This is a genomic window from Nocardia sp. NPDC059691 (assembly GCF_042733915.1).
GTDB lineage: Bacteria > Actinomycetota > Actinomycetes > Mycobacteriales > Mycobacteriaceae > Nocardia > Nocardia sichangensis.
Genome location: NZ_JBHWFB010000003.1, coordinates 438,386 through 461,918 on the forward strand (window position 1 = coordinate 438,386; position 23,533 = coordinate 461,918).

22 protein-coding genes are annotated in these 23,533 nt (G+C 67.7%); 9 read left to right on the top strand and 13 right to left on the bottom strand.

Annotated elements, in window-relative coordinates; genetic code table 11:
* Positions 1–54: 54 nt before the first annotated feature.
* From ACFV2O_RS09275 to map, 4 genes are all read right to left on the bottom strand, one after another.
* Positions 55–447, bottom strand: a complete 393-nt coding sequence (locus ACFV2O_RS09275; RefSeq protein WP_195149221.1) for a PIN domain-containing protein — start codon at positions 445–447, stop codon at positions 55–57.
* On the bottom strand, positions 444–677 hold the full coding sequence (locus ACFV2O_RS09280; RefSeq protein ID WP_355070037.1) for an AbrB/MazE/SpoVT family DNA-binding domain-containing protein: 234 nt from the start codon (positions 675–677) through the stop codon (positions 444–446). Before ACFV2O_RS09280 ends, ACFV2O_RS09275 begins: the two co-directional genes overlap by 4 nt.
* A 141-nt stretch (positions 678–818) precedes the next feature.
* Positions 819–2,357: a cobyric acid synthase gene (locus ACFV2O_RS09285; RefSeq protein WP_379251414.1), complete on the bottom strand. Its 1,539-nt coding sequence runs from the start codon at positions 2,355–2,357 to the stop codon at positions 819–821.
* A 37-nt stretch (positions 2,358–2,394) separates the two neighbouring features.
* Positions 2,395–3,258: a type I methionyl aminopeptidase gene (map, locus tag ACFV2O_RS09290; protein WP_379251415.1), complete on the bottom strand. Its 864-nt coding sequence runs from the start codon at positions 3,256–3,258 to the stop codon at positions 2,395–2,397.
* Positions 3,259–3,471: 213 nt separating this feature from the next.
* Between map and ACFV2O_RS09295 the strand changes: the two genes are divergently transcribed.
* Both ACFV2O_RS09295 and ACFV2O_RS09300 read left to right on the top strand, forming a co-directional pair.
* Complete coding sequence (locus ACFV2O_RS09295; RefSeq protein ID WP_379251416.1) at positions 3,472–4,176, top strand: hypothetical protein; 705 nt, start codon at positions 3,472–3,474, stop codon at positions 4,174–4,176.
* A 178-nt stretch (positions 4,177–4,354) separates the two neighbouring features.
* Positions 4,355–4,963, top strand: a complete 609-nt coding sequence (locus tag ACFV2O_RS09300; protein WP_379251417.1) for a DUF4126 domain-containing protein — start codon at positions 4,355–4,357, stop codon at positions 4,961–4,963.
* A gap of 218 nt (positions 4,964–5,181) precedes the next feature.
* Here the strand turns inward: ACFV2O_RS09300 and ACFV2O_RS09305 are convergent, their stop codons facing one another.
* From ACFV2O_RS09305 to ACFV2O_RS09315, 3 genes are all read right to left on the bottom strand, one after another.
* Positions 5,182–5,703: a DUF4254 domain-containing protein gene (locus tag ACFV2O_RS09305; RefSeq protein ID WP_379251418.1), complete on the bottom strand. Its 522-nt coding sequence runs from the start codon at positions 5,701–5,703 to the stop codon at positions 5,182–5,184.
* 393 nt (positions 5,704–6,096) lie between these two features.
* Complete coding sequence (locus ACFV2O_RS09310) at positions 6,097–6,477, bottom strand: DUF1304 domain-containing protein (protein WP_379251419.1); 381 nt, start codon at positions 6,475–6,477, stop codon at positions 6,097–6,099.
* Positions 6,478–6,570: 93 nt separating this feature from the next.
* A complete protein-coding gene (locus ACFV2O_RS09315) occupies positions 6,571–7,386 on the bottom strand; it encodes an amidohydrolase family protein (RefSeq protein WP_379251420.1) in 816 nt (271 codons plus the stop codon).
* 279 nt (positions 7,387–7,665) lie between these two features.
* Between ACFV2O_RS09315 and ACFV2O_RS09320 the strand changes: the two genes are divergently transcribed.
* Entirely contained in the window at positions 7,666–11,088 is a 3,423-nt protein-coding gene (locus ACFV2O_RS09320) for a protein kinase (RefSeq protein WP_379251421.1), read from the top strand.
* Positions 11,089–11,204: 116 nt separating this feature from the next.
* On the opposite strand, the gene ACFV2O_RS09325 is transcribed toward ACFV2O_RS09320, so the two are convergent.
* The 3 genes from ACFV2O_RS09325 to ACFV2O_RS09335 form a co-directional block, all read right to left on the bottom strand.
* Complete coding sequence (locus ACFV2O_RS09325; protein WP_356961371.1) at positions 11,205–12,482, bottom strand: diguanylate cyclase domain-containing protein; 1,278 nt, start codon at positions 12,480–12,482, stop codon at positions 11,205–11,207.
* A gap of 115 nt (positions 12,483–12,597) precedes the next feature.
* Positions 12,598–13,713: a terpene synthase family protein gene (locus ACFV2O_RS09330; protein ID WP_379251422.1), complete on the bottom strand. Its 1,116-nt coding sequence runs from the start codon at positions 13,711–13,713 to the stop codon at positions 12,598–12,600.
* 305 nt (positions 13,714–14,018) lie between these two features.
* Entirely contained in the window at positions 14,019–14,690 is a 672-nt protein-coding gene (locus tag ACFV2O_RS09335; RefSeq protein WP_356962435.1) for a PAS and ANTAR domain-containing protein, read from the bottom strand.
* A 574-nt stretch (positions 14,691–15,264) separates the two neighbouring features.
* Here ACFV2O_RS09335 and ACFV2O_RS09340 point away from each other — a divergent pair.
* The 3 genes from ACFV2O_RS09340 to ACFV2O_RS09350 all read left to right on the top strand — a co-directional run bounded on the left by ACFV2O_RS09340 (position 15,265) and on the right by ACFV2O_RS09350 (position 18,216).
* Positions 15,265–16,134 (top strand): helix-turn-helix domain-containing protein, encoded by an 870-nt coding sequence (locus ACFV2O_RS09340; RefSeq protein ID WP_379251423.1) that lies wholly within the window; start codon positions 15,265–15,267, stop codon positions 16,132–16,134.
* Positions 16,135–16,236: 102 nt separating this feature from the next.
* A complete protein-coding gene (locus ACFV2O_RS09345; RefSeq protein ID WP_379251424.1) occupies positions 16,237–17,625 on the top strand; it encodes an APC family permease in 1,389 nt (462 codons plus the stop codon).
* A 93-nt stretch (positions 17,626–17,718) separates the two neighbouring features.
* Positions 17,719–18,216: a hypothetical protein gene (locus ACFV2O_RS09350; RefSeq protein ID WP_379251425.1), complete on the top strand. Its 498-nt coding sequence runs from the start codon at positions 17,719–17,721 to the stop codon at positions 18,214–18,216.
* On the opposite strand, the gene ACFV2O_RS09355 is transcribed toward ACFV2O_RS09350, so the two are convergent.
* The 3 genes from ACFV2O_RS09355 to ACFV2O_RS09365 form a co-directional block, all read right to left on the bottom strand.
* Positions 18,217–18,660: a DUF4254 domain-containing protein gene (locus ACFV2O_RS09355; protein WP_356961367.1), complete on the bottom strand. Its 444-nt coding sequence runs from the start codon at positions 18,658–18,660 to the stop codon at positions 18,217–18,219.
* A 270-nt stretch (positions 18,661–18,930) separates the two neighbouring features.
* Positions 18,931–19,869, bottom strand: a complete 939-nt coding sequence (locus ACFV2O_RS09360; protein WP_379251426.1) for a phosphotransferase — start codon at positions 19,867–19,869, stop codon at positions 18,931–18,933.
* A gap of 355 nt (positions 19,870–20,224) precedes the next feature.
* Complete coding sequence (locus ACFV2O_RS09365) at positions 20,225–20,983, bottom strand: SDR family oxidoreductase (RefSeq protein ID WP_379251427.1); 759 nt, start codon at positions 20,981–20,983, stop codon at positions 20,225–20,227.
* 69 nt (positions 20,984–21,052) lie between these two features.
* On the opposite strand from ACFV2O_RS09365, the gene ACFV2O_RS09370 reads away from it, so the two are divergent.
* The 3 genes from ACFV2O_RS09370 (at position 21,053) to ACFV2O_RS09380 (ending at position 23,494) form a co-directional block, all read left to right on the top strand.
* Positions 21,053–21,403 carry a winged helix-turn-helix transcriptional regulator gene (locus tag ACFV2O_RS09370; RefSeq protein ID WP_379251428.1) on the top strand — a complete coding sequence of 117 codons (351 nt, stop codon included), beginning with the start codon at positions 21,053–21,055 and terminating at the stop codon, positions 21,401–21,403.
* Positions 21,404–21,670: 267 nt separating this feature from the next.
* Positions 21,671–22,729: a MerR family transcriptional regulator gene (locus ACFV2O_RS09375; protein ID WP_379251429.1), complete on the top strand. Its 1,059-nt coding sequence runs from the start codon at positions 21,671–21,673 to the stop codon at positions 22,727–22,729.
* Between the two features lie 264 nt (positions 22,730–22,993).
* Positions 22,994–23,494 (top strand): hypothetical protein, encoded by a 501-nt coding sequence (locus ACFV2O_RS09380; protein WP_379251430.1) that lies wholly within the window; start codon positions 22,994–22,996, stop codon positions 23,492–23,494.
* The last annotated feature ends 39 nt before the right edge of the window (positions 23,495–23,533 follow it).

The following is a 23,533-nucleotide window of genomic DNA, read 5'->3' on the forward strand; positions in this document are numbered from 1 at the left end:
CGATTCACGCTACACGGCTCGCGGCGCCGTGGCGGCGGGTCCGGGGTGGCGGAATCAGGCGAGCAGGCGCATCCCGGCCCGCTCACCTGCGTTGTGGTCGAAGGTGACGGTCAGGTCACACCCGGCCTCCTGGCCGAGCTGCTGGATCAGCGCGTCGGCGAAGTCCGCGCCGTCGGCGGCCCGGCGCAGCGCCTGGCGAACGGTGTCGGCGCGCTCGACCACGATCTCGCTGGAATCGAGCAGTCCGAGCAACACGTCGGTGACCGCTTCGGGATCCTGTTTGTAGCCGCGGCGCAGCACCCAGTGGATCTCGGCGAGCACGATCATCGTGATGTAGCCGGGTTTGCTCTCGCTGAGCCCGTCGATCACCTGATTGGCGCGGGCGGATTGCTCCGGGTCGTCCTGGGTGAGGTAGCGGATCAGCACGTTCGCGTCCAGGCCGATCATTGCGCCTTCCCTTCCACCACGTTGCCCGCGATGGCCTCGTTCATCTCCGCGAGGCCGATCGGCGAGCCGGACCAGCCCACGATGCCCTTCAGCGACTTGATCGTGCGCGTTTCGGGCACCAGTTCGTAGGTGCCGCTGGGCGTGGGGACGAAGGCGACCCGCACTCCGGTACGCAATCCCATCGCCACACGCACGTCGATCGGGATGGTGATCTGCCCCTTACTGGTCACCGTCGCCGACACCACATTGCCCCCTCGGCTGTTGGGTCTCTTCTCCGCCGCCATCATCCTCGCACCCGACCGCACTCGCTCGACTCAGCCTTACCTGGAGCCGAATTCCTTACTGCAAGGTAAGGCGCGGGGTGGCTCCCGTCAACCGATACGGTCGCTCGCGAGCATCACGTCGGTGGCCATGATCGGCAGACCGGCGGGCGCACCCTCGGCGACCAGGCGCTCGAGCGCGGCGAGGTCGAGGTGACCTTCGATCAGGTCGGCCAGCAGATCGAGTTGCGCGGCGCGCACCCCCGCGACCGAAACATCCTCGGCCACAGCGAATCCCGACCGGCCCGCCGCGGCGGCGACCGCGCGGAGCCACCCGCGGCGGAACTCGTCGGACTCGAGCAGCCCGTGCAGGTGGGTGCCCCACACCGCGCCGCGGACGCTGCCCTCCGGCTCGCCGTCGATCGTGAGCCACGCCGGGTCGCCGCGGTGCGTGACGCGGCCGTGATGGATCTCGTAGCCGCGCACGGCGACGCCCGCCGCGTGCCCCGCACTGCGGCGCAACACCTTCGGTTCGGCGAATTCGACGGTCAGGTCGAGCAGCCCGAGTCCGTCCACCGCACCCGCGCCGGACTCGACGCGGTCGAGAACGCGGGTGCCGAGCATCTGATATCCGCCGCACACGCCCAGGATCGGCCCGCCCGCGGCGGCGCGCGCCATCAGCGCGTCGGCGATGCCGGTACGCCGCAACCACCGCAGATCCGACACCGTCGCCTTACTGCCGGGCAGCACCACCAGATCGGCGTTCGCCAGCCGGGACGGCTCGGTCACCCAGCGCACCGCGACGCCCGGTTCGCAGGCCAGCGCCTCGACGTCGGTGGAGTTGGAGATGCGCGGCAGCCGGATCGCGGCGACGGTCAGCCATTCCTCGCCCACCGGCGGCCGGGGGCGGCCCACCGGCGCGTCGGCGAGGGTGCCCAGCGAGTCCTCCGCGTCGATCCAGAGGTCTTCGGCGTACGGCAGCACACCGAGGGTCGGGCGACCGGTGAGTTCGGTGAGACGCTCCAGTCCCGGCTGTAGCAGCTCCACCGCGCCGCGGAACTTGTTCACGATGAAACCCGAGATCAGTCGCTGGTCCTCGGGTTCCAGGATGGCGACGGTGCCGAACAGGTGGGCGAGCACGCCGCCGCGATCGATGTCCCCGACCAGCAGCACCGGCAGGCCCGCCGCGCGCGCGAGGCCCATGTTCGCCAGATCCGTCGCGCGCAAGTTGATCTCGGCGGGCGATCCGGCGCCTTCACAGACGACCACGTCGAATTCGGCGCGCAGCGCGGCGAGTTCCGCGGCCACCACATCGCGCAATTCCCGCCGATGCCGGAAGTAGTCCTCGGCGCCGACGGTGCCGATCGCCTTGCCCCGCACCACCAGCTGGGAACGGCGGTCGCTGCCGGGCTTGAGCAGGACGGGATTGAACCGCACGCTGGGCTCCAGCCCGCACGCCTGAGCCTGCAACGCCTGCGCCCGCCCGATCTCCCCGCCGTCGAGCGTGACCACGGAATTGTTGGACATGTTCTGCGCCTTGAACGGCGCGACCCGCACGCCGCGCCGCGCCAGCCACCGGCAGATCCCGGCCACGACGACGCTCTTCCCCGCGTCCGAGGTCGTGCCCGCGACCAGCAGCGCGCCCTTCATCGCGGGCCGGTCCTCCGGCGCACGGCCGGGCCCCCGGTCACGGGAGGGTCAAGATCTCGGTCCCGGAATCGGTGACCACCAAGGTGTGCTCGAACTGCGCGGTCCACTTGCGGTCCTTGGTCACCACGGTCCAGCCGTCGTCCCAGATCTCGTAGTCGATGCCGCCGAGGTTGATCATCGGCTCGATGGTGAACGTCATGCCGGGTTCGATGATGGTCTCCACCGCGGGCTGGTCGTAGTGCAGCACCACGAGCCCGCTGTGAAAGGTCGGGCCGACGCCGTGGCCGGTGAAGTCGCGCACCACGCCGTAGCCGAAACGGTTGGCATAGGACTCGATGACGCGGCCGATCACGTTCAGCGCTCGACCGGGACGCACGGCTTTGATGGCCCGCATGGTGGCCTCCTCGGTCCGCTCGACGAGCAGGCGCACCTCCTCGTCGACGTTACCGGCGAGGAAGGTCTTGTTGGTGTCGCCGTGCACGCCGTCGATGTAGGCGGTGACGTCGATGTTGACGATGTCGCCGTCCTCGATCACGGTCGAGTCCGGAATGCCGTGGCAGATGACCTCGTTCAGCGAGGTGCAGCACGACTTCGGGAAACCCTTGTAACCGAGGGTCGACGGGTAGGCGCCGTGGTCGCACATGTACTCGTGCGCGATGCGGTCCAGCTCGTCGGTGGTGACACCGGGGGCGACCGCCTTGCCCGCCTCCTCCAGCGCCTGCGCGGCGATCTTGCCCGCGATGCGCATCTTCTCGATCGTCTCGGCGGTCTGCACCCAGGGCTCGCGTCCCTCGTTGGCGGTCTTCTTCCACGCGTATTCCGGGCGCTCGATGGTGCGCGGTACTTCGCGGGTGGGCGACAGCGTTCCGGGGACGAGAGGCTTGCGGGTGCGGACAGACATAGCGAACAGCGTAATCGGCCGACCCCACCGGTGCCGAGGGCCTGCGGGGACAGGGCCGGACCACGAGCACCGTGCTCATCGGCACACCCTCGGAACGAGCCATCCCCGGCACGTCGGCATAGGCGACACCCGAGCGAGTAATTCCGCCGACCACGTCCTCCGTCCACATAAGATCATCTGTCGACCGAAAGCCCTCTTCCGGTGGGAGTGAAAATGGCCACTGAACCAGCTTCTCCACCGCACCGGGACAGAAATGAAGCGGCTTCGTCGCCCGAGATACCCCCCGACCAGTCCGAGGAAAACTCCACGACCGCACCGGCCGCGCAAGAGGACGTGCACCCGCGCGAGGCGGACGCGACCACCAGAAGTGGACGCTACGCGCTCATAGCGGCCCTGTGCGCTGCACTGATCTCCAGTGTCGTGTCGGCGTCGGCGGCCGTGTACGTCACGGTCAACAAGGCAGACAGAGACCAGCAACTAGCGTTGATACAGGTGACTCGCGAGAATCGCCAAAAGTCATACTACGAATTTCTTGCGAGCACTTTCAATTTCGTGGAGCAGACGGGAAAGATGGCCGGTCTCCTTCGCGTGGACAACCTCGACGGCTTCCGCTCCGCGACAGTCGAGTTCAGCCAGCGCATGAACAAGTTCCTGTCCACTCTCTATATGGCCTCCATGACATCCAGCGAAGACATGATCCACCTGTTGGCCAAATTTCCCGAAGAGACCAAAGAATTGCTGGACAAGCACTACATGCCCTTCGTACAGAAATATACGATCAGGACCGAGGCCCCTTCCGACAGCGATGAACGGAAGCTCGACGGCGCCGCCCTCGATACGGTGCTCATGAATTTCATCAACAAGCTCGATTCTTTGATGAGCGACTTCATCGAGCAGGGCCGCAAGGACCTCGGCTAGCCTGCTGGTCCGTGATCGTACGGAATGGGCATGCACTGCCTCTGAGTCGAGCATGTAGGGTCGCCCCAACCCGGTAGCCGCGGCGGGCAGCGGAGTCCACCCCCTTGCTCGGCTCGGCAGCCTGGCAACGAGAGCACGCCGCCGACACTGCACTCCCGGTCGCCATACCATGGGCGGCGTGTCCGCACTACCTCTCATCTTCACCGCAGGCTGGGCCAGCGGCGTGAACGCCTACGCGGTGGTCCTGCTGCTCGGAATCTTGGGCCGGTTCGGATTCACCGATTCGGTACCGGATGGATTGCAGCGCACCGATGTCCTGATCGCGGCGGCAGTGTTGTTCCTGATCGAGGCCGTGGCGGACAAGATCCCCTATCTCGACTCGTTCTGGGACGCTCTGCACACCGTGGTGCGGCCGATCGCGGGCGCCGTGGTCGCGGCTCTCCTGGCCGGACAGGACGGTTCGCTGCCACAACTCGCCGCGGGTGCGGTGGGCGGTACCGCCGCGCTGGTGAGCCACCTGGTGAAGGCCGGAACGCGCATGGCCGTCAACACCTCGCCCGAGCCCGCCAGCAACATCGTGGTCAGCACCGCCGAGGACGTGACCGTCGCGGGTGTGGTCACCCTGGCCGTGTTCCACCCTCTGGCGGCGGCGGTGATCGCGGCGGTGCTGCTCGTCATCGGTTTGGCGCTGGTGTATTTCTGCGCAAGCCGGATCCGTCGCTATCTGCGCCGGCGCCGCGCCCGCCGGGCAGCGCGCGCGGGCAACCGAGTCGCAGTCGCTGAATAATTGCCACGCAGGCGAATCCGTCACGGGCGTGCCGCGCCAGTCGACCACGCGGCACGCCGGGCGGGGCGCCCCGTTGCGCCCGCCGTCACTGTGCCGGCGACATGAGCGCCCGGCTGGAGCCGCCGGTCGTGGGACTCGGCGCCGGGACGTCGCCATTCGGACGAGTGACGCTGCGGGGCAGTGTCACTACCGCGGACGAGACCACCGTCGCGACGAACTCATTGTTCGGGCAAACGGCGGCGGCCACCGGCCACGTCGGTTACCAGGTCAGTGTACCCGTCGACGAGTTCGGCCAGTTGGTACCAATGTTTATGGGTATTGTCGCTGCGCCCGCCCTCGATGTGGATGACCTGATTGGCATCCACCCAGCTACGCGCCATCCGGTCCACCACGGCGCCGAGGCTTTCGGTGTGCAACGACGCGCCGTTGCGATGCTGCGGGATCTCCTGCGCGACCCAGTCGTTGATGTCGTCGATCAGTTCGAGTCGCCGACAGTCGATTTCGGCGATGAGTGCGGCGTCCACCACCTGCGCGCGGCGCTGGTGCAGCTCGGCGAGTGCGTGTGCGGACCGCAGCAGTTCCCGGTCTTGGAAACGCCGTCCCTGGAAAGCGCACAACAATTGCGGCGCGGTCGGTAAGGCGCCGACCGTCGGCGCGCTCACCGCCGCACTCCGAGTTGACCCGACCCCAACGCTCTTTGTACCAACATAATTGGCTCTCGATTCGGTTATCCCGGCCATCGGATGGGTTGTCACAACTAGGCTAGCTGGATCATGCACGTACAGATGCAAGAACGCAAGATTGCGTCTGCATTTCTGCGGTCAAGGGCTCCTTACGGCGCGCGGAGGCCCAGAGCAGACCGGTCGCAACCCTTTTCGGCTCACCGATCGGGTGCTTCCGGTGCCGATCGGCGGTGACGAGCACCACCACTCGTTCCGAGTTCCGGCCGCCCCCACCGCCGGTCGCAGATCCGTGCGCACGAATTCGCCCACCGCCGCGTACCTTCGGTAGCCGCCAGTGCGCTGTCGACCTTCCCTACGACGTGGAAACCCCCTCGCCGAGCGCCGTGCCACTCGCGCCGATACCGAAGCGTCGCACCGATCCTCAGCCGCTCGCCGACTACGCGGCCACGTTCACAGCTGGCTCACGGCGGCGAGCAACGTCAGCGCGGGCAAGGCGCCCTGCACCACCGCGCCCCTGGCGAACCGGCGGTCGTGCGCCACCAGCACCACCGCGGCAGCCAGCATCGACCCGCAGCCGGCGAGCACCAGCGCCCATCCCGCCGCGGGCACTGTCCGCAGGATGGCCACGCCGACCAGTGTCGTCACCGCGAGGAACAGGTTGTAGAAACCCTGATTGAACGCCCACGGCCGCGCCGCGGGCAGTTCGGCTCCGGAAACCCGGAATACCCCCTGGTACACCTTGGGGTCGCCGAACCGCACGGACTCCATGACGAAGATGCCGACATGGAGTAAGGCGGCCGCGACGGCGAACACCTGTACGACCCAGAGCATTCGACCTCCTCACGATGCGCGCCGGGGAATCCTATGGCCCCCAGCCGCGGAACGCCGCGCAACACACCGCCGACACGCCGCCGCGCTAGTCGGTCAACCGGCCAGTCTGAAAACGCGTCGGGCATTGCCGCCCAGGTACAGCTCGCGAGTCTCGTCGTCCAGACCGAGCGCGGCGAGGCCGTCGAGCGCGTGCTGCGGGAAGATCATCGGATAATTCGTACCGAACAACACCTTGCGGCGGCCGCTACCGGACTTCAGGTACGACACCAGTTCCGCGGGAAGGCGTTTCGTCGTGTACGCCGAGGTGTCGATGACGACGTTCTCGTGCTTGCGCGCGACCGCGATCATCTCCTCGGTCCACGGATAGCCGATATGCCCGCAGACGATCGTCAGCTCCGGGAAGTCGAGCGCGACCTGATCGATGTACGGGATGGGGCGCCCGGTTTCCGACGGCCGCAACGGTCCCGTGTGCCCGACCTGCGTGCAGAACGGGATTCCCGCATCGACGCACGCGGCGAACAACGGATAGAAGCGCCGATCGGTCGGGGGCACTTCCCACAGCCACGGGAGCACCCGCAGCCCCTTGAAGCCCTGGTCCACGCGGCGGCGCAGCTCCCGTACCGCGTCCATCGGCCTGCGCAGATCCACCGACGCGATGGGGAGCAGGCGCTCCGGCGCCTCGGCCGCCCAGGCCGCGACCTCGTCGTTGGAGATGAGGACGCCTTCCGGCGCGTGCCACGCCGAGATGAGCGCTCGGTCGACGCCTGCGGCATCCATCGCGTCGAGAGTGAACGACAGCGGGATCTCGTCGGTCGGTATCACGGCCCCGGTCCACCGCCGCAGCGAGGCGAACATGTCGTGGGCGAGGAATCTCCGAGTCGGATGCTGCGCCCAGACGTCGATGGTCATGCGCGGATTCTGACATACGTCATAGCGCCCCGGACACCCCCGCTATGACGCGCGCCGCGGAAAGGTACTTTCGCGACAAACGGTGCGAGACAGCGACTCCCATCGCGACGTACAGATATTGCCGAGTCGCGTCAGCCACACCGCACCCGCCCCCGAAACCGGCGATAATACCCTCCCCACCTCATGGTCTATATCAGCCGTAATAACCAGGGAAAGGGTTCGCTGGGCATAAACTGGGTATCTACCGCAGGACCACAGACAGCCGACAAGAGCAGGGCCATGGCAGGTTCGGACCCGTTCGCCACACAGCACGATCGACCTCCAGGTATCGAGCGGGAACTGGAGGGCGCGGGTCTCGACGACCCCGAAGTGATCGGCAAAGGCGGGTTCGGCGTCGTCTACCGCTGCAGGCAGCGGGCGTTGAACCGCAGCGTCGCGGTCAAGGTCCTCACCGCCCGGCCGGATCTGGAGCCGGAGAACGTCGAGCGGTTCCTGCGCGAGCAGCAGGCCATGGGCGCCCTGTCCGGGCATCCGAACATCGTGCCGATCCTCCAGGTGGGCACCACCCGCAGCGGGCGCCCCTACTTGGTGATGCCGTATCACTCGCACGGTTCGCTGGAGAACCGTATCCGCCGGGAAGGCTTTCTGCCGTTGCCCGAGGCGATCGGGATCACCGTCAAGCTGGCGGGCGCTCTGGAGACCGCGCACCGGGCCGGGATCTTGCACCGCGACATCAAACCGGGGAACGTCCTGCTCACCGACTACGGCGAACCGCAACTGACCGATTTCGGGATCGCCCGCGTCGAAGGTGGTTTCGAGACCACCACGGGAGTGGTGACCGGCTCGCCCGCGTTCACCGCCCCGGAGGTGCTGCGCTCCGGCGTTCCATCCGTCGCCTCGGACGTCTACGGGCTCGGCGCGACGCTGTTCGCCATGATCACCGGCCACGCGGCCTACGAGCGACGTTCCGGTGAGCAGATCGTCGCGCAGTTCCTGCGCATCTCCGCCGATCCGCTGCCGGACCTGCGGCTCGACGGCATCCCCGACGAGGTCGCGGCCGCCATCGAGGCCAGCATGGCGCACAATCCCGCGGATCGTCCGCCCTCGGCCGCCGCCTTCGGCGAGATGTTGCGCGAGATCCAGCGCGGTAACGACATGCCGGTCGAGCACATGACCCTGCCCACCGGCGAGCAGCCCGCGCCCGAAGACCTCAGCACGCGGCCGCTCACCGCCACAGCGCGTTTTCCCACTCCCCACCCCAAGACGCCGCCGACACCCGAGACCAAGTTCCGCCCTGCGATGCCCACCCGGCCGCTGGTCCAGCGCGAGCGCCTGATCGACGCGTTGCAGACCGAGCCGCGGCCCCGCCTCGCCGTCATCCACGCCCCGGCCGGGTTCGGCAAGAGCACGCTCGCGGCCCAGTGGGCCAAGCGTCTCGCCGACACCGAGAAAGTGGCCGTGGCCTGGTTGAACGTCGACCGCGACGACAACAACGTGGTGTGGTTGCTGACCCACCTGATCGAGGCGTTCAACCGGGTGAGCCCCGCGCTGGCGCCCGGCCTTGCCCCGGTCCTCGAAGAGGGCGACACCAGCGCAGCGCGCTACGTGCTCACCACGCTGATCAACGCCATCGACGAACGCGACGAGCGGTTCGCCCTGGTGATCGACGACTGGGACCGGATCACCGACCCCGCCGCCGTCGATGCCCTGCTCTACCTGATCGACCAGGGGCCGCGGCACCTGCAGATCATCCTGACCAGCCGATCGCTGGAGGGCCTGCCGCTCGGCACCCTGCGCGTTCGTCACCAACTCGTCGAAATCGACGCCGCCGCACTGCGTTTCGACGCCGGGGAGGCGCGGGCCTTCCTCACCGAGCAGACCGGGCTCACCCTGGCCGATACCGAGAGCGCCGAGCTGCGCGATTACACCGAGGGCTGGGCGGCGGCCTTGCAGCTGGCCTCGCTGTCGCTGCGTGAGCATCCCGATCCGGCCTCGCTGATCGCCCACCTGTCCGGGCGTCATCACGCCATCGCGGAGTACCTGGCCGAGAACGTGCTCGACACCGTCGAGCCCGAACTGCGCGAGGTCCTGCTCGCCACCTCGCTTCCCGAACGGATCTCCGGCGGCCTCGCCACGGCGCTGACCGGGGACCCGCACGGGCAGGCACTCCTCGAGAATCTCGAACGCCGTAACCTGTTCCTGCGCCGCGTCGACGAAGGCGGCGAATGGTTCCGCTACCACCATCTGTTCGCGGAGTTCCTGCGCCAGCGCCTCGAGCGCGACCATCCCGAGCGCGTGCGCGAACTGCATTGCAAGGCAGCCTCGTGGTTCGGCGACAACAGGATGCTCAGCGAGGCCATCGACCACGCGCTGGCCGCCGACGACGGCGACATGGCCGCAGACCTCCTCGAGGCGAAATCCCGCGCTCTGGTGCAGGACGGGCAGCTCGCCACGTTCCTGGGACTGCTCGACAAGCTACCGCCCGGCATCGCCGCCGGCCGCCCCATGCTTCAGGTCGGCGTCGCCTGGACGCACGTGCTGCTGCGGCGGCCCACCGAACTGCATGCCGCGTTACGGCTGGTGCGGGCATCGCTGGAGAACGAGCCCGCCGCAGATCCCGATGTCGCGCTCGAAGCCGACCTCATCGAGAGCGTGGAGCGCGCCTTCGGCGACCACCCGGAAGGACTGGACGCCGTGGTCGGCAAATGCCTGGCCCGGGCCGACACGTTGGGGCCGTGGGCGCTGTGCGCGGCCGCCAACCTCGCCGCGTTTTCCGCGATCACCAAGTTCGACTACGAGCGGGCACGGGAGTGGAACGACTGGGCCACCCCCTTCTATCGCAAGAACCGCAGCACGTTCACCTTGATGTACAGCCACTGCCTGGTCGGCATCGCGGCCAGGGAACAACTCGACATCGCCACGGCGGAACACAGCTTCCGCACGGCGGTCGAGATATCCACCACCTCGTCGGGCCCGCGGTCTTATGCCGCTCGCTTGGCCGGCGCCCTGCTCGGCGAGCTGCTCTACGAACGCGACCAGCTCGCCGCGGCCGAGCGCCTGCTGGACGAAGCGGGCAGGCTCGGCACCGAGGGCGGCCCGGTCGACCTGCTGATGGCCAACTACGCCACCGGCGCGCGGATCAAAGCCCTGCGCGGTGACCTGGCCGCCGCCGCGCGACGGCTGGACGAAGGCGCCGAGTTGGCGCGGGCCATGAAGCTGCCGCGCCTGGCCACCCGCGTGGCCAACGAGCAGGTCCGGCTGGGCCTGACGGCCACCTACGTCACCGAACCGCCGGCCGGAGAGGGCGGCATCGCCACGATGGCCGCGGAAATGCGTGAGGACTCCGCTATCCGCATGCTGCTGCGTTCGGGGGCCGCCAAAAGGGTGACCGCCGCGTCCACGCGCGCCCGTCAGCTGCGGGATTCGATCGACCCCGATCGACGTCCCCGCGCCGCGGCACAGGCATCGCTGCTGCTCGCCTCCTGCCTCGCGGCGGCGGGAAAGACCGAAGCGGCCAAGGACGAGCTGGCCCCGGTGGTGGTCCGGTACGCCGATGCCGGTCTCATCCGGCCGCTGCTCGACGAGGGTCCCTGGATCATGTCGTTGCTGCACAGCTTGGACTACGACCTGCGCGAAGGCCTCTGGGACGAGGAACGACCGATGATCCCGCCCGCGTTCCTGCGCAGGTTGCTGGCCCGCTGAGCGCCATCGGCCGCCTGAGCCGCCACCCGCCGCGATACCTCTGCTCGAACGCGGACCCCGGACATCGCTCGGCCGCGACAGTCACGCGCCGACAGGCGGTGGATCGCTTCCGCCGCTCACAACACCGGTTGCGGACCGAGCGAAGTATCGGTGTCCAGAATGTGCAACACCCACCGGCCCTTGCCGTCGGCCTTCGCCCGGTAGAGGCCGGTGTCCGCCGCGTCGAGCAGCGATTCGGCGTCCGCGCCCGCGACCGCGGTGACGACCGCGCCGATGCTGATCGACATGCGTAGTCGCCGGTCACCGGCCGTGATCGGGTCGACAAGCGCCTCGAGCAGGCTGTTCGCCACCGTGGCCACCCGGTGATCGCTGGCGGGCGGCGGGATCAGCGCGACGAACTCGTCCCCGCCGATGCGGGCGACCAGACACCCGGATCCGCGCACACTGTCCTGCAGGCGTCCGGCGACCGCGGTCAATATCTGGTCACCCGTGCCGTGGCCGTAGCGGTCGTTGATGTGCTTGAAGCGGTCGATGTCGACGAAACACAATCCCGCCCGATCGCCGTTGCGCGCCTCGTCGATCATCGCGTCGATCCGTTCGATGAGATGCCGCCGGTTCGGCAGTCCGGTGAGCGGATCGTGCCGGGCCTGCCGGTGCAGTTCCTCGCGCATCCGGTGCTGTTCGGTGACGTCCTCGCCGACCGCGAGCAGGTAATCGCTCTGCCCCTCCGCGCCCTTGACGAAGGTGATGGCGAACGACGCCCACCCGTAGCTGTCGTCGGCGCGCCGGATGCGCTGTTCCAGTTTCACCGTGCCCGCACCGGCCGGGACCAGTTTCTCGTACACCAGCGTGCGGATGCCCTCGCGGTCGTTGGGGTGCGCGAAGTCGTAGACCGACACCCCGCGCAAGCTTTCCACCGGGACTCCGATCATCTCGGCCAGACCCCGGTTGACATCCAGCAACGTACCGTCGGTGTCACCGATGGCGATCGCGATCGCCGCGTTGTCGAACACCACACGGAACCGCTCGTCATCGGATCGGTGCGCGTCCTCGTTCGCGCGCCGCTGGGCTTCGTATCCCTGACCGACCTCCGCGAGCAGCGCCGCGAGCCGCCGGCCGGCCTCCGGGGCCGTCGCCTGTTCGGCCAGCCCGTACAGGACCTGGGCCGACGTGCTGGGCACGGCCGGGTCGTCCAGTCCCGCGGAGGCCAGCGACGCGCCGACACGCCTGCCGACGCTCGCGTCGAAGGGTTCGGCTTCCAAGCCGGAAGCCAGCTCTTCGACCATCCCGAGTAGCGCGAGCTCGGGGTCCGGTACAGACGCGGACCCACCGGCGACGGCCTGCAGAGCGCGCCACCACATGTTCGCCATCCTGGCGAGTTCGATCTGTTCCACCGCAACCCCCTCACCATTCAGGCCGGAGATAGCCCCCGACGCATCGTATCCACACATGTTCGAGACCGTCGAGTACTGCCGCCTGGAAGCATTCCCAGGAATGGTGAGAGTGGAGCTATAACTGCAACCCGTTCTCCCGGAAGATCGACGCCCCCTTGTACCGCAGAGTCTTCACCTGCCAGACCCAGGTCGCCTGGACGCAGGCGACCAGATCGGCGAGGTGGGTCGCGACGGTGGACGCCAAGGCGGCGTCCGCGGCTGCCAGTCGATCGCATCGTTCGGTGGCGACCGCGCACAGTTCCCGGAACTCGGCCAGGCGCGCGCGCACGATCTCGGTGGCGCCCCGCACGGCGTCCTCCAGCGAGTATCCGGGGTGGTTCAGCAACACCACGGGGATCAAGTTGAAATCCGCCAGATCGACGATGCACTCCTTCTCGAAGGAGAACACGTCGTTCATCAACGCGCCGATCTCGACGGTCAGCACCCGCAGCCGGAGGAGGTCCCCGGCCAGCCCCGTCCGCCGGATCAGCTCCCAGGGCAGATAGTCGTCCCGGCCGAACTCGCACAGCGCGATCGCCGGATACATACCCGAGACCTGAGCCCGCAGATCGATGTACTCCGCGACGCTGAGCAACCCACCGCGCGCCCGGGCGTTCTGGTCCTGGATCGCGGGCCGCAGGTGCGCGACGGTGGCTTCGATGAACCGATCGAGCCAGTCCGCGTCCGCGCGGGCGGACAGCATCGTGAGGAACGCCGAGGTCGAGGTCTCCAACGGGGTGGCGTCCGCCGGAACCGACCCCGTGCACAGGAGCGCGCACAGCCGATCGATCGCCACCCGCGCCTGTCGCTGTTCGTCGTCGCCGAGGTGCCCGAACTTCTCCCGGCCGACGGTGTCGTTGAGCCAGAACAGGATCGCGTTGTACAGGCCGATGATCGTCATCCGCTCGGCGCTGACGGCGCCGGGGTGCAGATAGGGCGTCATGCTGTTGTAGTGCGGGCCTGCGGGCTCGAGCCAGATGCCGTGCTCGCGGCAGAAACGTTCCACCTCCGCACAGGCTTGCTCCCCGAACCGATTGGGCCGGAAGTCGCGGCAGTAGTCGATGATGTCCCAGTCGGGTGTGCCGAACATCGCGCGCAACGACCACTGCCGCCCGGTCCGCAGCAACATCTCGTGTTGCCCGCGCATGTCGACGATTTCCCGCTCGAGTGCCGATGTGTACTCACTGACCACAACGACTCCCTCCCACTATGGTTACTTCTAATGAATTGTCTCCGACTTATCGGTAGTGGGACCGGTCGAAGGGCGAAGATCACGCAACACTCGCGCCCTGAATGGCATTGGTGCATCGCGTATTTGACGGCGACACCGCGGCAAACGGGAGCTCGGTCCGCAGCGCGGCGCCACGGCTCGAGAGTCGAGATGGCGCATGGAGGCAAACGGCCGGTACGGGACGCGCAGGGTGCTCCGGTGCCGATGTCGCCGGACGCGACCTCCCCGTAGGGCCGCCTATCGGGTATCGGTCACCGGTACGGCGCTCACTTCGACGCCAGGACGTCGTGCATGGTCAGCAGCAGATGGTCGAAGCGCGCCCGTTGCGCCGCAGGACCGCCACCCATCGCGGGAACCTCGCCGACCAGTTGTTGCGCCAGGGTCCGCAACTTGATGTTGGTTTCCTGGGAGCGCCATTGCAGCACCCGGAAGGCCTGTTCGGCGTTGATGCCGTAGACCACCATGAGCACACCCTTGGCCTGCTCGATCACCGCCCGTGATTGCACCAGTTCGGGCAGCGTGTCGTCGAGGATCTCCTGCCGGTTCTCCTCGAGTGTGCCGGACACGTCGATGAAATAGCCCGCGGTGCCGACCACCGACTCCTGGTCGTCGAGCATGCGATCGGCGACGACGATGACGTGATGGGTGCGCCCGGCGGTGTCGATGACGCGGTGACGTCCGCAGAACGGCTCACCGGTTCGCACGGCGGAGGCGATGGACTCGGCGACGAGAGCGCGGTCGTCGGGATGCTTGTGCGCCAGCAACAGCTCCGTACTGGGTCGCGCACTCCCCTCGGTGTAGCCGTATATCGCGGCCGCCGCGTCCGACCATTCCCATCGCTGATCCTCGAACCAGAAGCGGAAGCTGCCCACGCTCTGCGGCGTGCCCGCGATGACGCTCTCGATCGCGGAGGCGCTTCTCAGCGCGAGGTCGTCCATCCTCGTCACGCGGTCATTATCCATCGGCGTCCGAGGGCCACGGCCGGGAACACGAGATGAAACCAAATTGTGGCAAACTTTCGGCATCATCACGAAAATGCCATCTAGCTCGGCACTATGGACCTAGTGCATATGCATGAATGTACTGGCAATTAATCCGCAATGGGCGTGATGCCGGGCGGTCAGCGCTATTGCCCACGCCCCGAGCCGGAATCCACACCGGCCGCGTTGCGTCGCCCAGGCGGGGCAGCCGGGCCTCTCCCGGCCCGCACGGACGCGCGGCGTCGTCCGGCGATCACGTTCGAGCGCGGCGTTCCCACCGCCCGGAAAGCGGCTCCGCACAGTTCGGCGAGTCTCCACACACCCCCGCAACCGAGCGGTCGGTCCGGTTCGCCCCGCGATATCGCCCAGCGGCCGTAAACGCACACGAAAACCCCGACCATAAGGTGCATCACGGGAGGTAGTCTCTGTTGCTGTGCCCACACCCGGCACAGATCCGCTGCACGCAGGCCGCATTCGAGGTCGAACGTCAGAACACGTTCCAGCAAGTGCGCACACCGAAGGGGTTGGACTGATGGCAGGCAAGCGCACCGTACTGACCGTCCGGTTGCGGCGGCTGGCGGCGATGCTGCACGAGATGCGCGAGAACGCTCAGCTCAGCAAAGAAGAGGTCAGCGCGAAGACCGGGATCAACGTCACCACGCTGTACCGGATCGAGACCGCGCAGGCGCGGCCGCAGCGGCGCACCCTCATGGCGATGCTCGACCTCTACCGCATCGGCGACGAGCAGCGCGAGGACGCGCTGGAGCTGCTGTCCGACGCGCTGAAGCCCGGCATGTCACGCGCCTACGAGGGCAGCGTGTCGGAGGTCTACGCCGCCTACATCAATTTCGAGTCCGAGGCGTTGTCCGCGCGGCACTACCAAACCTCTTTCATTCCAGGACTTTTGCAGACCTACGAGTACGCCACCGCCGTGATCGACACCTCCATGCCCAAGCTGGAGGCGTCGGTCATGGAGAGTAGGGCGAAGGCGAGGATGGATCGCGCCGTCAACCTGACCAAGGACGACCCGCTCGAACTCTGGGTCGTCCTGGACGAGGCCGCCATCCGCCGCACCGTCGGCGGGCCCGCGGTGATGCGGGGGCAGCTCGAGCGACTGCTGCAAGAGATCAAGCGCAAGAACGTGATCCTGCAGATCCTGCCGTTCGACGCGGGCGCGCACCCCGGCATGGCGGGTTCGTTCACCTTGTTGGACTTCCCCGACCCCGCCGATCCCGAGCTGGTCTATGTGGAGGGCATCGCGGGTGACGAGCTGATCGAGGGCCACTCCGAGATCCGTCGCTTCGGCGTGATCTTCGATCAGCTGCGCGCCATGGCGCTGAGCCCGCGCGACTCCGCGGCCATGATCGTGGAGGCCGCGGGGCAGATGGATCGGGAGGACTAGCAGCCCGCCCCTGGCAGGTGAAATCCAGGCGAAACACGGCCCGGCGCACGACTATTCCGTCTCGGAATGGGTACCCTCGCCCTACTGCCGAGGGGAGGACGCATGTCCGAAGTCACAGCCGATCCGACGTCCGACTCCGGGCCCGAACTCAAACGGGTAATGGGGCCGGGATTGCTCTTGCTGTTCGTCGTCGGCGACATCCTCGGCACCGGCATCTACGCGCTCACCGGCAAGGTGGCCAACGAAGTCGGCGGGGCGGTCTGGGTGCCCTTCCTGGTGGCGTTCCTGGTCGCGCTCATCACCGGTTGCAGCTATCTGGAGCTGGTCACCAAGTACCCGCACGCCGCGGGTGCGGCCCTCTACACGCACAAAGCGTTCGGCATCCACTTCCTCACGTTCATGGTCGCTTTCGCGGTGATGAGTTCCGGCATCACTTCCGCGTCCACGGCCTCGCGGGCTTTCGCGGCCAACTTCGCCGAGGCCTTCGATCCGGATCTCGGCAGCGGCGCCGCGGTGACGGTGATCGCGCTGCTGTTCATGGCCGTGGTGGCGGCGATCAACCTGCGCGGGGTGAGCGAGGGTGTCAAGCTCAACGTGGTGCTCACCTGTGTGGAGCTGACCGGGCTGCTGATCGTCATCGGGATCGGCTGCTGGGCATTGGGCGTGGGCGACGGCGACTTCTCCCGCATCGTCGAATTCGACACCGGGGAGCGCAACGCGGTCGGTGGCGTCATCGTGGCCACCACGCTCGCGTTCTACGCGATGGTCGGTTTCGAGGACTCGGTGAACATGGCCGAGGAGTGCAAGGAGCCCACCCGCATCTTCCCGAAAGTGCTGCTCGCGGGACTGATCATCACCGGCCTCATCTACGTGCTGGTATCGATCAGCGCGGTCGCACTCGTGCCCGCAGACCAACTCGGCGAAGGCGACACGCCGCTACTCAAAGTGGTCCAGGTCGGCGCGCCGAGCTTCCCGACCCACATCTTCGCCTACATCACCATGTTCGCCGTCGCCAATTCGGCGCTGATCAACATGCTGATGGCCAGCCGACTGATCTACGGCATGGCTCGTCAAGGCGTGTTGCCCCGGCCGTTCGGCCGCGTGCACCAGCGGCGCCGGACGCCCGTCACCGCCATCGTCTTCACCACGCTGCTCGCGCTGGGGTTGATCCTGTTCGTCGGCGAGGTACCCGAACTCGGTGGCACCACCGCCCTGCTTCTGCTGGCGGTGTTCACGGTGGTCAACGTCGCGGTGCTCGTATTGCGCCGAGACCCTGTGTCGCACAAGCACTTCAAGACACCGACGCCGCTGCCGGTCGTCGGCGCGCTCAGCTGCGGCTTTCTCGTCACACCCTTCACCGACCGGAATCCGGCGCAGTACGCCATCGCCGGCGTGCTGCTGGCCATCGGGGTCGCACTGTGGGGCCTGAACTACCTGGCCATTCGGGCCATGCGGGCACAACCCTTGGACAGCGGGTCATCCGCTGAGTGACCGATCGCGTTGTCGCGCCGCGGATCACCTTTTGTCGGTATGCCCGGATTCCGCAGATGACTAGTCGCCGACCGATGGGTAAGGTGGGCGCCGATGACCAGCATGGAAGCCCGTTTCGGCGATGCCACCCGGACCGTGCCCCTCCCGAACCCGTGGAATCTGACCGCTTACCTGGCCGCGGTGGCCGCCCATCGCGGACGCTCGATCAGCCTGCATCCGGTGCCCAAGGCGATGTTGGCGGACATGGGTTGCGGCGGAGGCGGCCTGTGGGTGGCACGCAAGCACGACGACATCATCGTCTACGACGCCGCGGCGACCGGCCGCAACGCCGATCACGTCATCTTGCACGAGATCGGTCACATGCTCTTGGGTCACCACAACGACCAAGAACGCGGCGATCCGTTGCCGCCCTCGTTGGCCGTCGTCCTGCCCTCGATTTCGCCGCAATCGATCGAACACGTCCTCGGCCGTGCCGAGTTCGGCGTCGATCGCGAGCGGGAGGCGGAGGTCTTCGCCGACATGACCATGGTGTACGCGACTCTGCCACGTCGGCGCCGCCGCTCGTTCCGGCTGTTCGGGCGGGGTCGGTAGCTACCAGCGGTCGTAGCGCCCGTCGGGTAGTCGTCTGGCTCCGGCACGCAGGTCGTCGATGAGATCCTGGTAACCGTCGGCCAATTCGTCGATTCGGACCCATGCGTCGTAGAAGACCGATTCCGGCGCGTGCGCCAGCGCCACGAACGCCTGAGCGGCCAGCATGGCCAGCCGGTCGACGATGTGGCCCACGGTCTCGGCGTGTTCGGGCGCGGCCGGCGGCGGGATCGGCGTCGCCAGGGTGACCCAGCGGTCGATGCCGCGCACGAGTTGCACTCGACGCCGGTCGAGTTTGTCGCACCGGCTCGCGGGAGTGCGTTCGCGTGTCTGATGCAGCTGAGCCAGTTCTCCGGCCGCTTCCAGCATCGGATGATCCATGTGCGGCAAGCCCCGGAAGGCAGCCAGCAGGAGTTCTTTGCCCGGAATCACCCTGGCCTCGGACACCTGTTCCATTCTCCGGACCCCCATTCCGACCAGCGTGGACGCGTCTCGGTCGCGCCCGCGATGCCTTGCCTCGCCGGTGTCCCGGCACTGCCCGAACATCCACATATGCCCAGCGTGACCGAGAGTGGTCCGGGTCGCGTCGAATTCGATCACTTCCGCGCACGCGACACGCCCATTGACCGATTTATCCGGTCACACACCACCCCCCAAAGTTTTGGCAAACATCCAGTGACCTTGCGTTTTTCGACGATAGAGCCATATCTACTGGGATTATTGCCAGCCGAGACGACACGCCAGCCACGCTCCGGCGAGCCGGGCAAACCCTGACTGATGCTCACGCAACCGCGGCGAACGCGGCGGACCCGGCTTCCGGCAAGCCGCCGCCCAATACCCCGCGAGCGCGCAGACGAAAGCGTCGACCGCCACGGGGTCCACGTCGCGAGTCACTGAATGGGTGGCGATGATCGGATCCGGATCAACACCGGCGGCCGCGATCGACGGCGCGAGCGCGACGAGGTCGATCCACGCGGCGCCCCGGCAGGCCCAGGCCCAATCGACCGCCAGCACCGCACCATCGGGCCGCCGCAGCATGTTGTCCGGCCGAAGATCCGTGTGCAGCAAAGTGTTTCCTTCCGCGGCCGCCGGCCACGCGGCTTCCAGTTCGGCCAATTTCGTCAGGTGACGAAGCGACCAACTGTCCAAGTCCGCCGGAGGCCCCTCCGTCACGAACGTTCGCCAGCCGGTCAGCTCCGGTCCGTAGGCTTCCGCAACCGTCGGCACATCAGCCAGTGGGCTCGGAGTCAGCTCCGTCGCCAATCGCGTCACCAGCTCGAGAGTGTCTCGCAACTCCCCCGGCTCGCCGAGTCGGGGAAACGCTCCCTCGACATCGTCGAAAACCGCGACGAACCACCCCGCGATCTCCGTCGCGAACCGGCATCGCGGTGCGGGCACCGTCGCTGGGAGCCGAGCCGCGATCCGCGCTTCCTGCCGATACATCACCGCGAGACCGTCTTCCGCCTCGATCGCCTTCACGAAGGCAGCACCACCGCCGACGGTGCGCAAGCGCGCTGCCACACCGTGGCTGAACCCTCCGCGCTGATTCTCGGCAGTGTGGACGGCGTCTCCGAGTACGCGCGCTACTTCCGTCCGTACCGGCTCCGGCGCCTCGGCCCATCCGATCCGCAGAGCGGTGCCCTCGTAATCCACCATCACTCGATCGTCCGAGCCGCACCGGGAACTCACCACCGAATTACGCGCCCGCATGCGCTCGGATCGGCACTGCACCGCCGCACTTCTTCATGAGGCAAGGCCGAACGCAAGGGCGACCTCGTCACACATGGGCAAGCGCTTCGACTCTGGGCAATTCAGCTTTCGCGCCGCAGGGCGTCTCCGCACTCGAGGCGCTGGCGTCTGATGGGATTGGTGCGAAATTCGAAGCGCGCGTTCCGGATGGTTCTCCCGGGCACTACCGGAGCGCTTCTATTCCCCGCGGCGGGATCGACACGCGGCGTGGCCGGTTGCCGCCCACGGCCGGAATGCGCCACGCCTGCGGATCGGCATCGCTTCAGGATGTGATCTCTTGCGCGTCGAGATAATCCAGACCGCCGATGTAGATGGTGTGGCCGGGGTCGGCGGTGGCGGCGGTGGCATCGGCGACCGCGGTGGCGAACTCCGTGACCGTGGGCAAGTCGCCGTGCTCGCGGCGCGCGGCGACGGCGTCGGGATTTCGGCGTTCCAGCAGTTGGACGATGATCGTGCCGTCGATCATGTCGCCGGAGACCACGTGCAGGGCGATGCCCATGGCATCGAGTTCCGGGATCATGGCGCGCAGCGCGTCCTCGCCCGCGCGCTTGCTGGCGGCGATGGGTTCGTAGTCGGCGGGGACGGGCTTGCGGCCGTGGAAGTGCGCCTGATGGCTGGTCACGTAAACGATCCGCGCACCGGAAGGCATGTGCGGCAGGGCAAGCCGCACAAGCCGTTCCTGCGCGTCACGATTGAGGGCCATGGCGTAGTCGGGCCGGGCATCGCGCTCCAGCCCACCCGACGCGTTCAGCACCAGCACATCGAGACGGCCGAACTCCTCGGCGACCCCGGCGACCAGCGCCCGGGCCGAATCCGCGTCGGCGATGTCGGCGCCCGCCGTCGAGGCACTGCCGCCCGCCTGCCGAATCGACTCCGCCAGCGCGTCGGCCCGCTTCGCCTTCTCCCGGTAATTGATCACCACATGGTCGCCGCGCGTCGCGAGCACCCGGGCGGTCTCCGCGCCGATCCCGCGGGAGGCGCCCGTGATCAGAACGATTCGCCGACCGGTCCTGTCGTCCATCGTCACCCTTTCGGTCCGCCCGGCCCCCGGGCCAGTGCTTCTGATTCAGAACCACTATGCTGGTTCTAAATGAGAAGCGCAAACGAACCCAAGCCGCCGCGTGGGCGGGACGACCCGGCGAACGCGCCGTTGCTGGCCACGATGGACCTACTCGGCCAACGCTGGATCCTGCGCATCCTGTGGGAATTGGAACCCGACCGCCTCGGCTTCCTCGAACTGCGCCGACGGATGGGCAACTGCTCCTCGAGCATGCTTTCGGTCCGCCTGCAACACCTGCAATCCGCGGGCCTGATCGCGAAGAACCCCGACAAGTCCTATGAACTGACCACCGCGGGCGCCGAACTCGGCACGGCACTCGGATCGGTCTGGGACTGGTCGCGCCGCTGGCGCGTGACCCCCGTCGAGGCCGGGGCCGACTGACTCGCGCCGCACTCGACGTTCTACGGTTCGGCGAGGGGCGACCTTGTATGCACGAGACGCGAATCACAGCATGGTCAGGACGAAGGAAGGCGCGTTTTCCCACACCCCTGCGCGTGCACTGCGCCCTGGCGGGCTGCGAGAACTTCGGCTCCTCCCGCAGCTCAGCGGAGTGCGCGTCGTGTTCCGACGGCGGAACACATGGACTGCGGTTCGTTGCCCCGGCCGAGAAGTTGACCTTCGAGTTGGTTGAGGCTCCATGATGGCCGGGTGGTGAGTACGGAGTCGACAGGGTTGATCACGATCGGCGTGCTCGCGCGGGCCAGTGGGCTCACGGCGAGCGCGCTGCGGTTCTACGACGACTGCGGCCTGCTCGTTCCAGCCAGAGTCGATCCACTGACCGGATACCGCTACTACTCCGAGGCGCAGCGGGAGCGGGCGGTGCTCATCCGGCAGCTGCGCTCGATCGATCTGCCGCTGGACACCATCGCGGAGATTCTCGCCGGTGACACCGACCGGGCACGATGCCTGCTCGACCGTCACGTCGCGGAACTGACGCGGCGAGCGGAGGAGGCCGCGCGCGTCGCCGCCGTGGTCGAACAGTCGCTCGGCGCGCACGTGGCGATCGATGCGGCGACGCTGGCCGAGGCGCTCGATCAGATCCGCACCGCCGTCGCCCGTACTCGCGAGATACCCGTGCTGGCGGGCGTTCTGCTGGAAGCGGGCGCCAACGCGGTAACCCTGACCGCGACCGATCGCTATCGGCTGTCCACGCGCACCGTGGTGGCGAACCGGCAGCACGGCGGCGAGTGGTCCGTGGTACTCGATTCCAACGGACTCGAGTCGATCACCGACCGATTACGCGGCATGGACGAAGTCGTCGCCGCACCGTCCGGCGGCGGGCTGCTTCTGACGGGAGGCGGCGCGGAACACCGACCGGCCGTCATCGACGCTCCCTTCCCCGACCACCGCGCCTTACTGGCCGGACTGGGACCGGTGCGTACCAGGGCGGTCGTCGCCCGGCATCTGCTGCTGGATCTTCTCGAAAAATCGGACGAAGCAGTGCGATTCGCGATTCAGCCGACGGAAATCTCGATATCGGTGTCGGGGGATGTGCACTGCCTGCCCGCCAAGGTCACCGGCTCCGCCGTCACACTGTCGTTCGACCCCGCGACACTGCTGCCCGCCGTCCACACCGCGCTCGGCCCCGATCTCATGCTCGACATCATCGCCGCCGATCAGCCGGTGGTTCTGCGCTCCGCCACCGACGGCGACCTCACCACCCTGGCCATGCCGGTCCGGCCCCCGCACCACAACGCCACCGAATAGGTCATACGCGCCGACGGCCATTACTCGCGCAACCACTGCACTCGCGCAACCGCGTCCCTCCCACCCAGGCGGCACCACGATCCGAACGCCCATCTCGCGGTCGCAGTTGGCCGCCTGCGGCCACTACTTCCGATCGGTCACCCTTCTCGGGATCGCAAGCGCCCGCCACTACTTCCGATCGCTCGGCCACCCGGCGCCGAAGCCGGCCATCCGGCCTCGCACACGAAACGCTCCGCGTCCATCCCCCACCTGAAGGAGATCCGCATGAACCCGGCCCACGACCACACCATGAACACCATCACCAGCGCTGTCGCGCTCGGCCGCGAGGGCCGTCCGGACGACGCGCGGGAAGCTCTGCTCGCCGTATGGGCCTCGCTCGGCCCACAGGGCGACCCCCTGTACCGGTGCACCCTCGCCCACTACCTGGCCGACTTGTACGACGACGCCGCCGAAGCACTCACCTGGGACATCCGCGCATTGGACGCCGCCGACAGCCTTTCGGACGCTCGCGCTCGAACCTTCGACGAATCACTGCGGGTGACCGCGTTCTACCCGTCGCTGCACCTCAATCTCGCCGACGACTATCGCAGGCTCGGCTCGTTCGACGCCGCACAGCGTGAAATCGATGCCGCTCGCACACGTCTGCACACGCTCGCCGACGACGGCTACGGGGCGACGATCCGAACGGCGGTCGACGAAGTCGAGTCGGCTATCCGCGAACGGCGCACCGAACCCCGGGCCTCGGCCCCGACCGGAGGCCGCTGAAGCGCGAGCAGCCCGCACCGATTCGGTGCGGGCTGCTGC

Coding starts and splice junctions, on each gene's coding strand:
- ACFV2O_RS09335 (WP_356962435.1), bottom strand. CDS start 14,690: ATGGACGACCTCGCGCTGAGAAGCGCCTCCGCGATCGAGAGCGTCATC.
- ACFV2O_RS09305 (WP_379251418.1), bottom strand. CDS start 5,703: ATGGCCGGGATAACCGAATCGAGAGCCAATTATGTTGGTACAAAGAGC.
- ACFV2O_RS09315 (WP_379251420.1), bottom strand. CDS start 7,386: ATGACCATCGACGTCTGGGCGCAGCATCCGACTCGGAGATTCCTCGCC.
- ACFV2O_RS09310 (WP_379251419.1), bottom strand. CDS start 6,477: ATGCTCTGGGTCGTACAGGTGTTCGCCGTCGCGGCCGCCTTACTCCAT.
- ACFV2O_RS09360 (WP_379251426.1), bottom strand. CDS start 19,869: ATGGTGGATTACGAGGGCACCGCTCTGCGGATCGGATGGGCCGAGGCG.
- ACFV2O_RS09285 (WP_379251414.1), bottom strand. CDS start 2,357: ATGAAGGGCGCGCTGCTGGTCGCGGGCACGACCTCGGACGCGGGGAAG.
- ACFV2O_RS09350 (WP_379251425.1), top strand. CDS start 17,719: ATGACCAGCATGGAAGCCCGTTTCGGCGATGCCACCCGGACCGTGCCC.
- ACFV2O_RS09370 (WP_379251428.1), top strand. CDS start 21,053: ATGAGAAGCGCAAACGAACCCAAGCCGCCGCGTGGGCGGGACGACCCG.
- ACFV2O_RS09365 (WP_379251427.1), bottom strand. CDS start 20,983: ATGGACGACAGGACCGGTCGGCGAATCGTTCTGATCACGGGCGCCTCC.
- ACFV2O_RS09345 (WP_379251424.1), top strand. CDS start 16,237: ATGTCCGAAGTCACAGCCGATCCGACGTCCGACTCCGGGCCCGAACTC.
- ACFV2O_RS09380 (WP_379251430.1), top strand. CDS start 22,994: ATGAACCCGGCCCACGACCACACCATGAACACCATCACCAGCGCTGTC.
- map (WP_379251415.1), bottom strand. CDS start 3,258: ATGTCTGTCCGCACCCGCAAGCCTCTCGTCCCCGGAACGCTGTCGCCC.
- ACFV2O_RS09275 (WP_195149221.1), bottom strand. CDS start 447: ATGATCGGCCTGGACGCGAACGTGCTGATCCGCTACCTCACCCAGGAC.
- ACFV2O_RS09340 (WP_379251423.1), top strand. CDS start 15,265: ATGGCAGGCAAGCGCACCGTACTGACCGTCCGGTTGCGGCGGCTGGCG.
- ACFV2O_RS09295 (WP_379251416.1), top strand. CDS start 3,472: ATGGCCACTGAACCAGCTTCTCCACCGCACCGGGACAGAAATGAAGCG.
- ACFV2O_RS09320 (WP_379251421.1), top strand. CDS start 7,666: ATGGCAGGTTCGGACCCGTTCGCCACACAGCACGATCGACCTCCAGGT.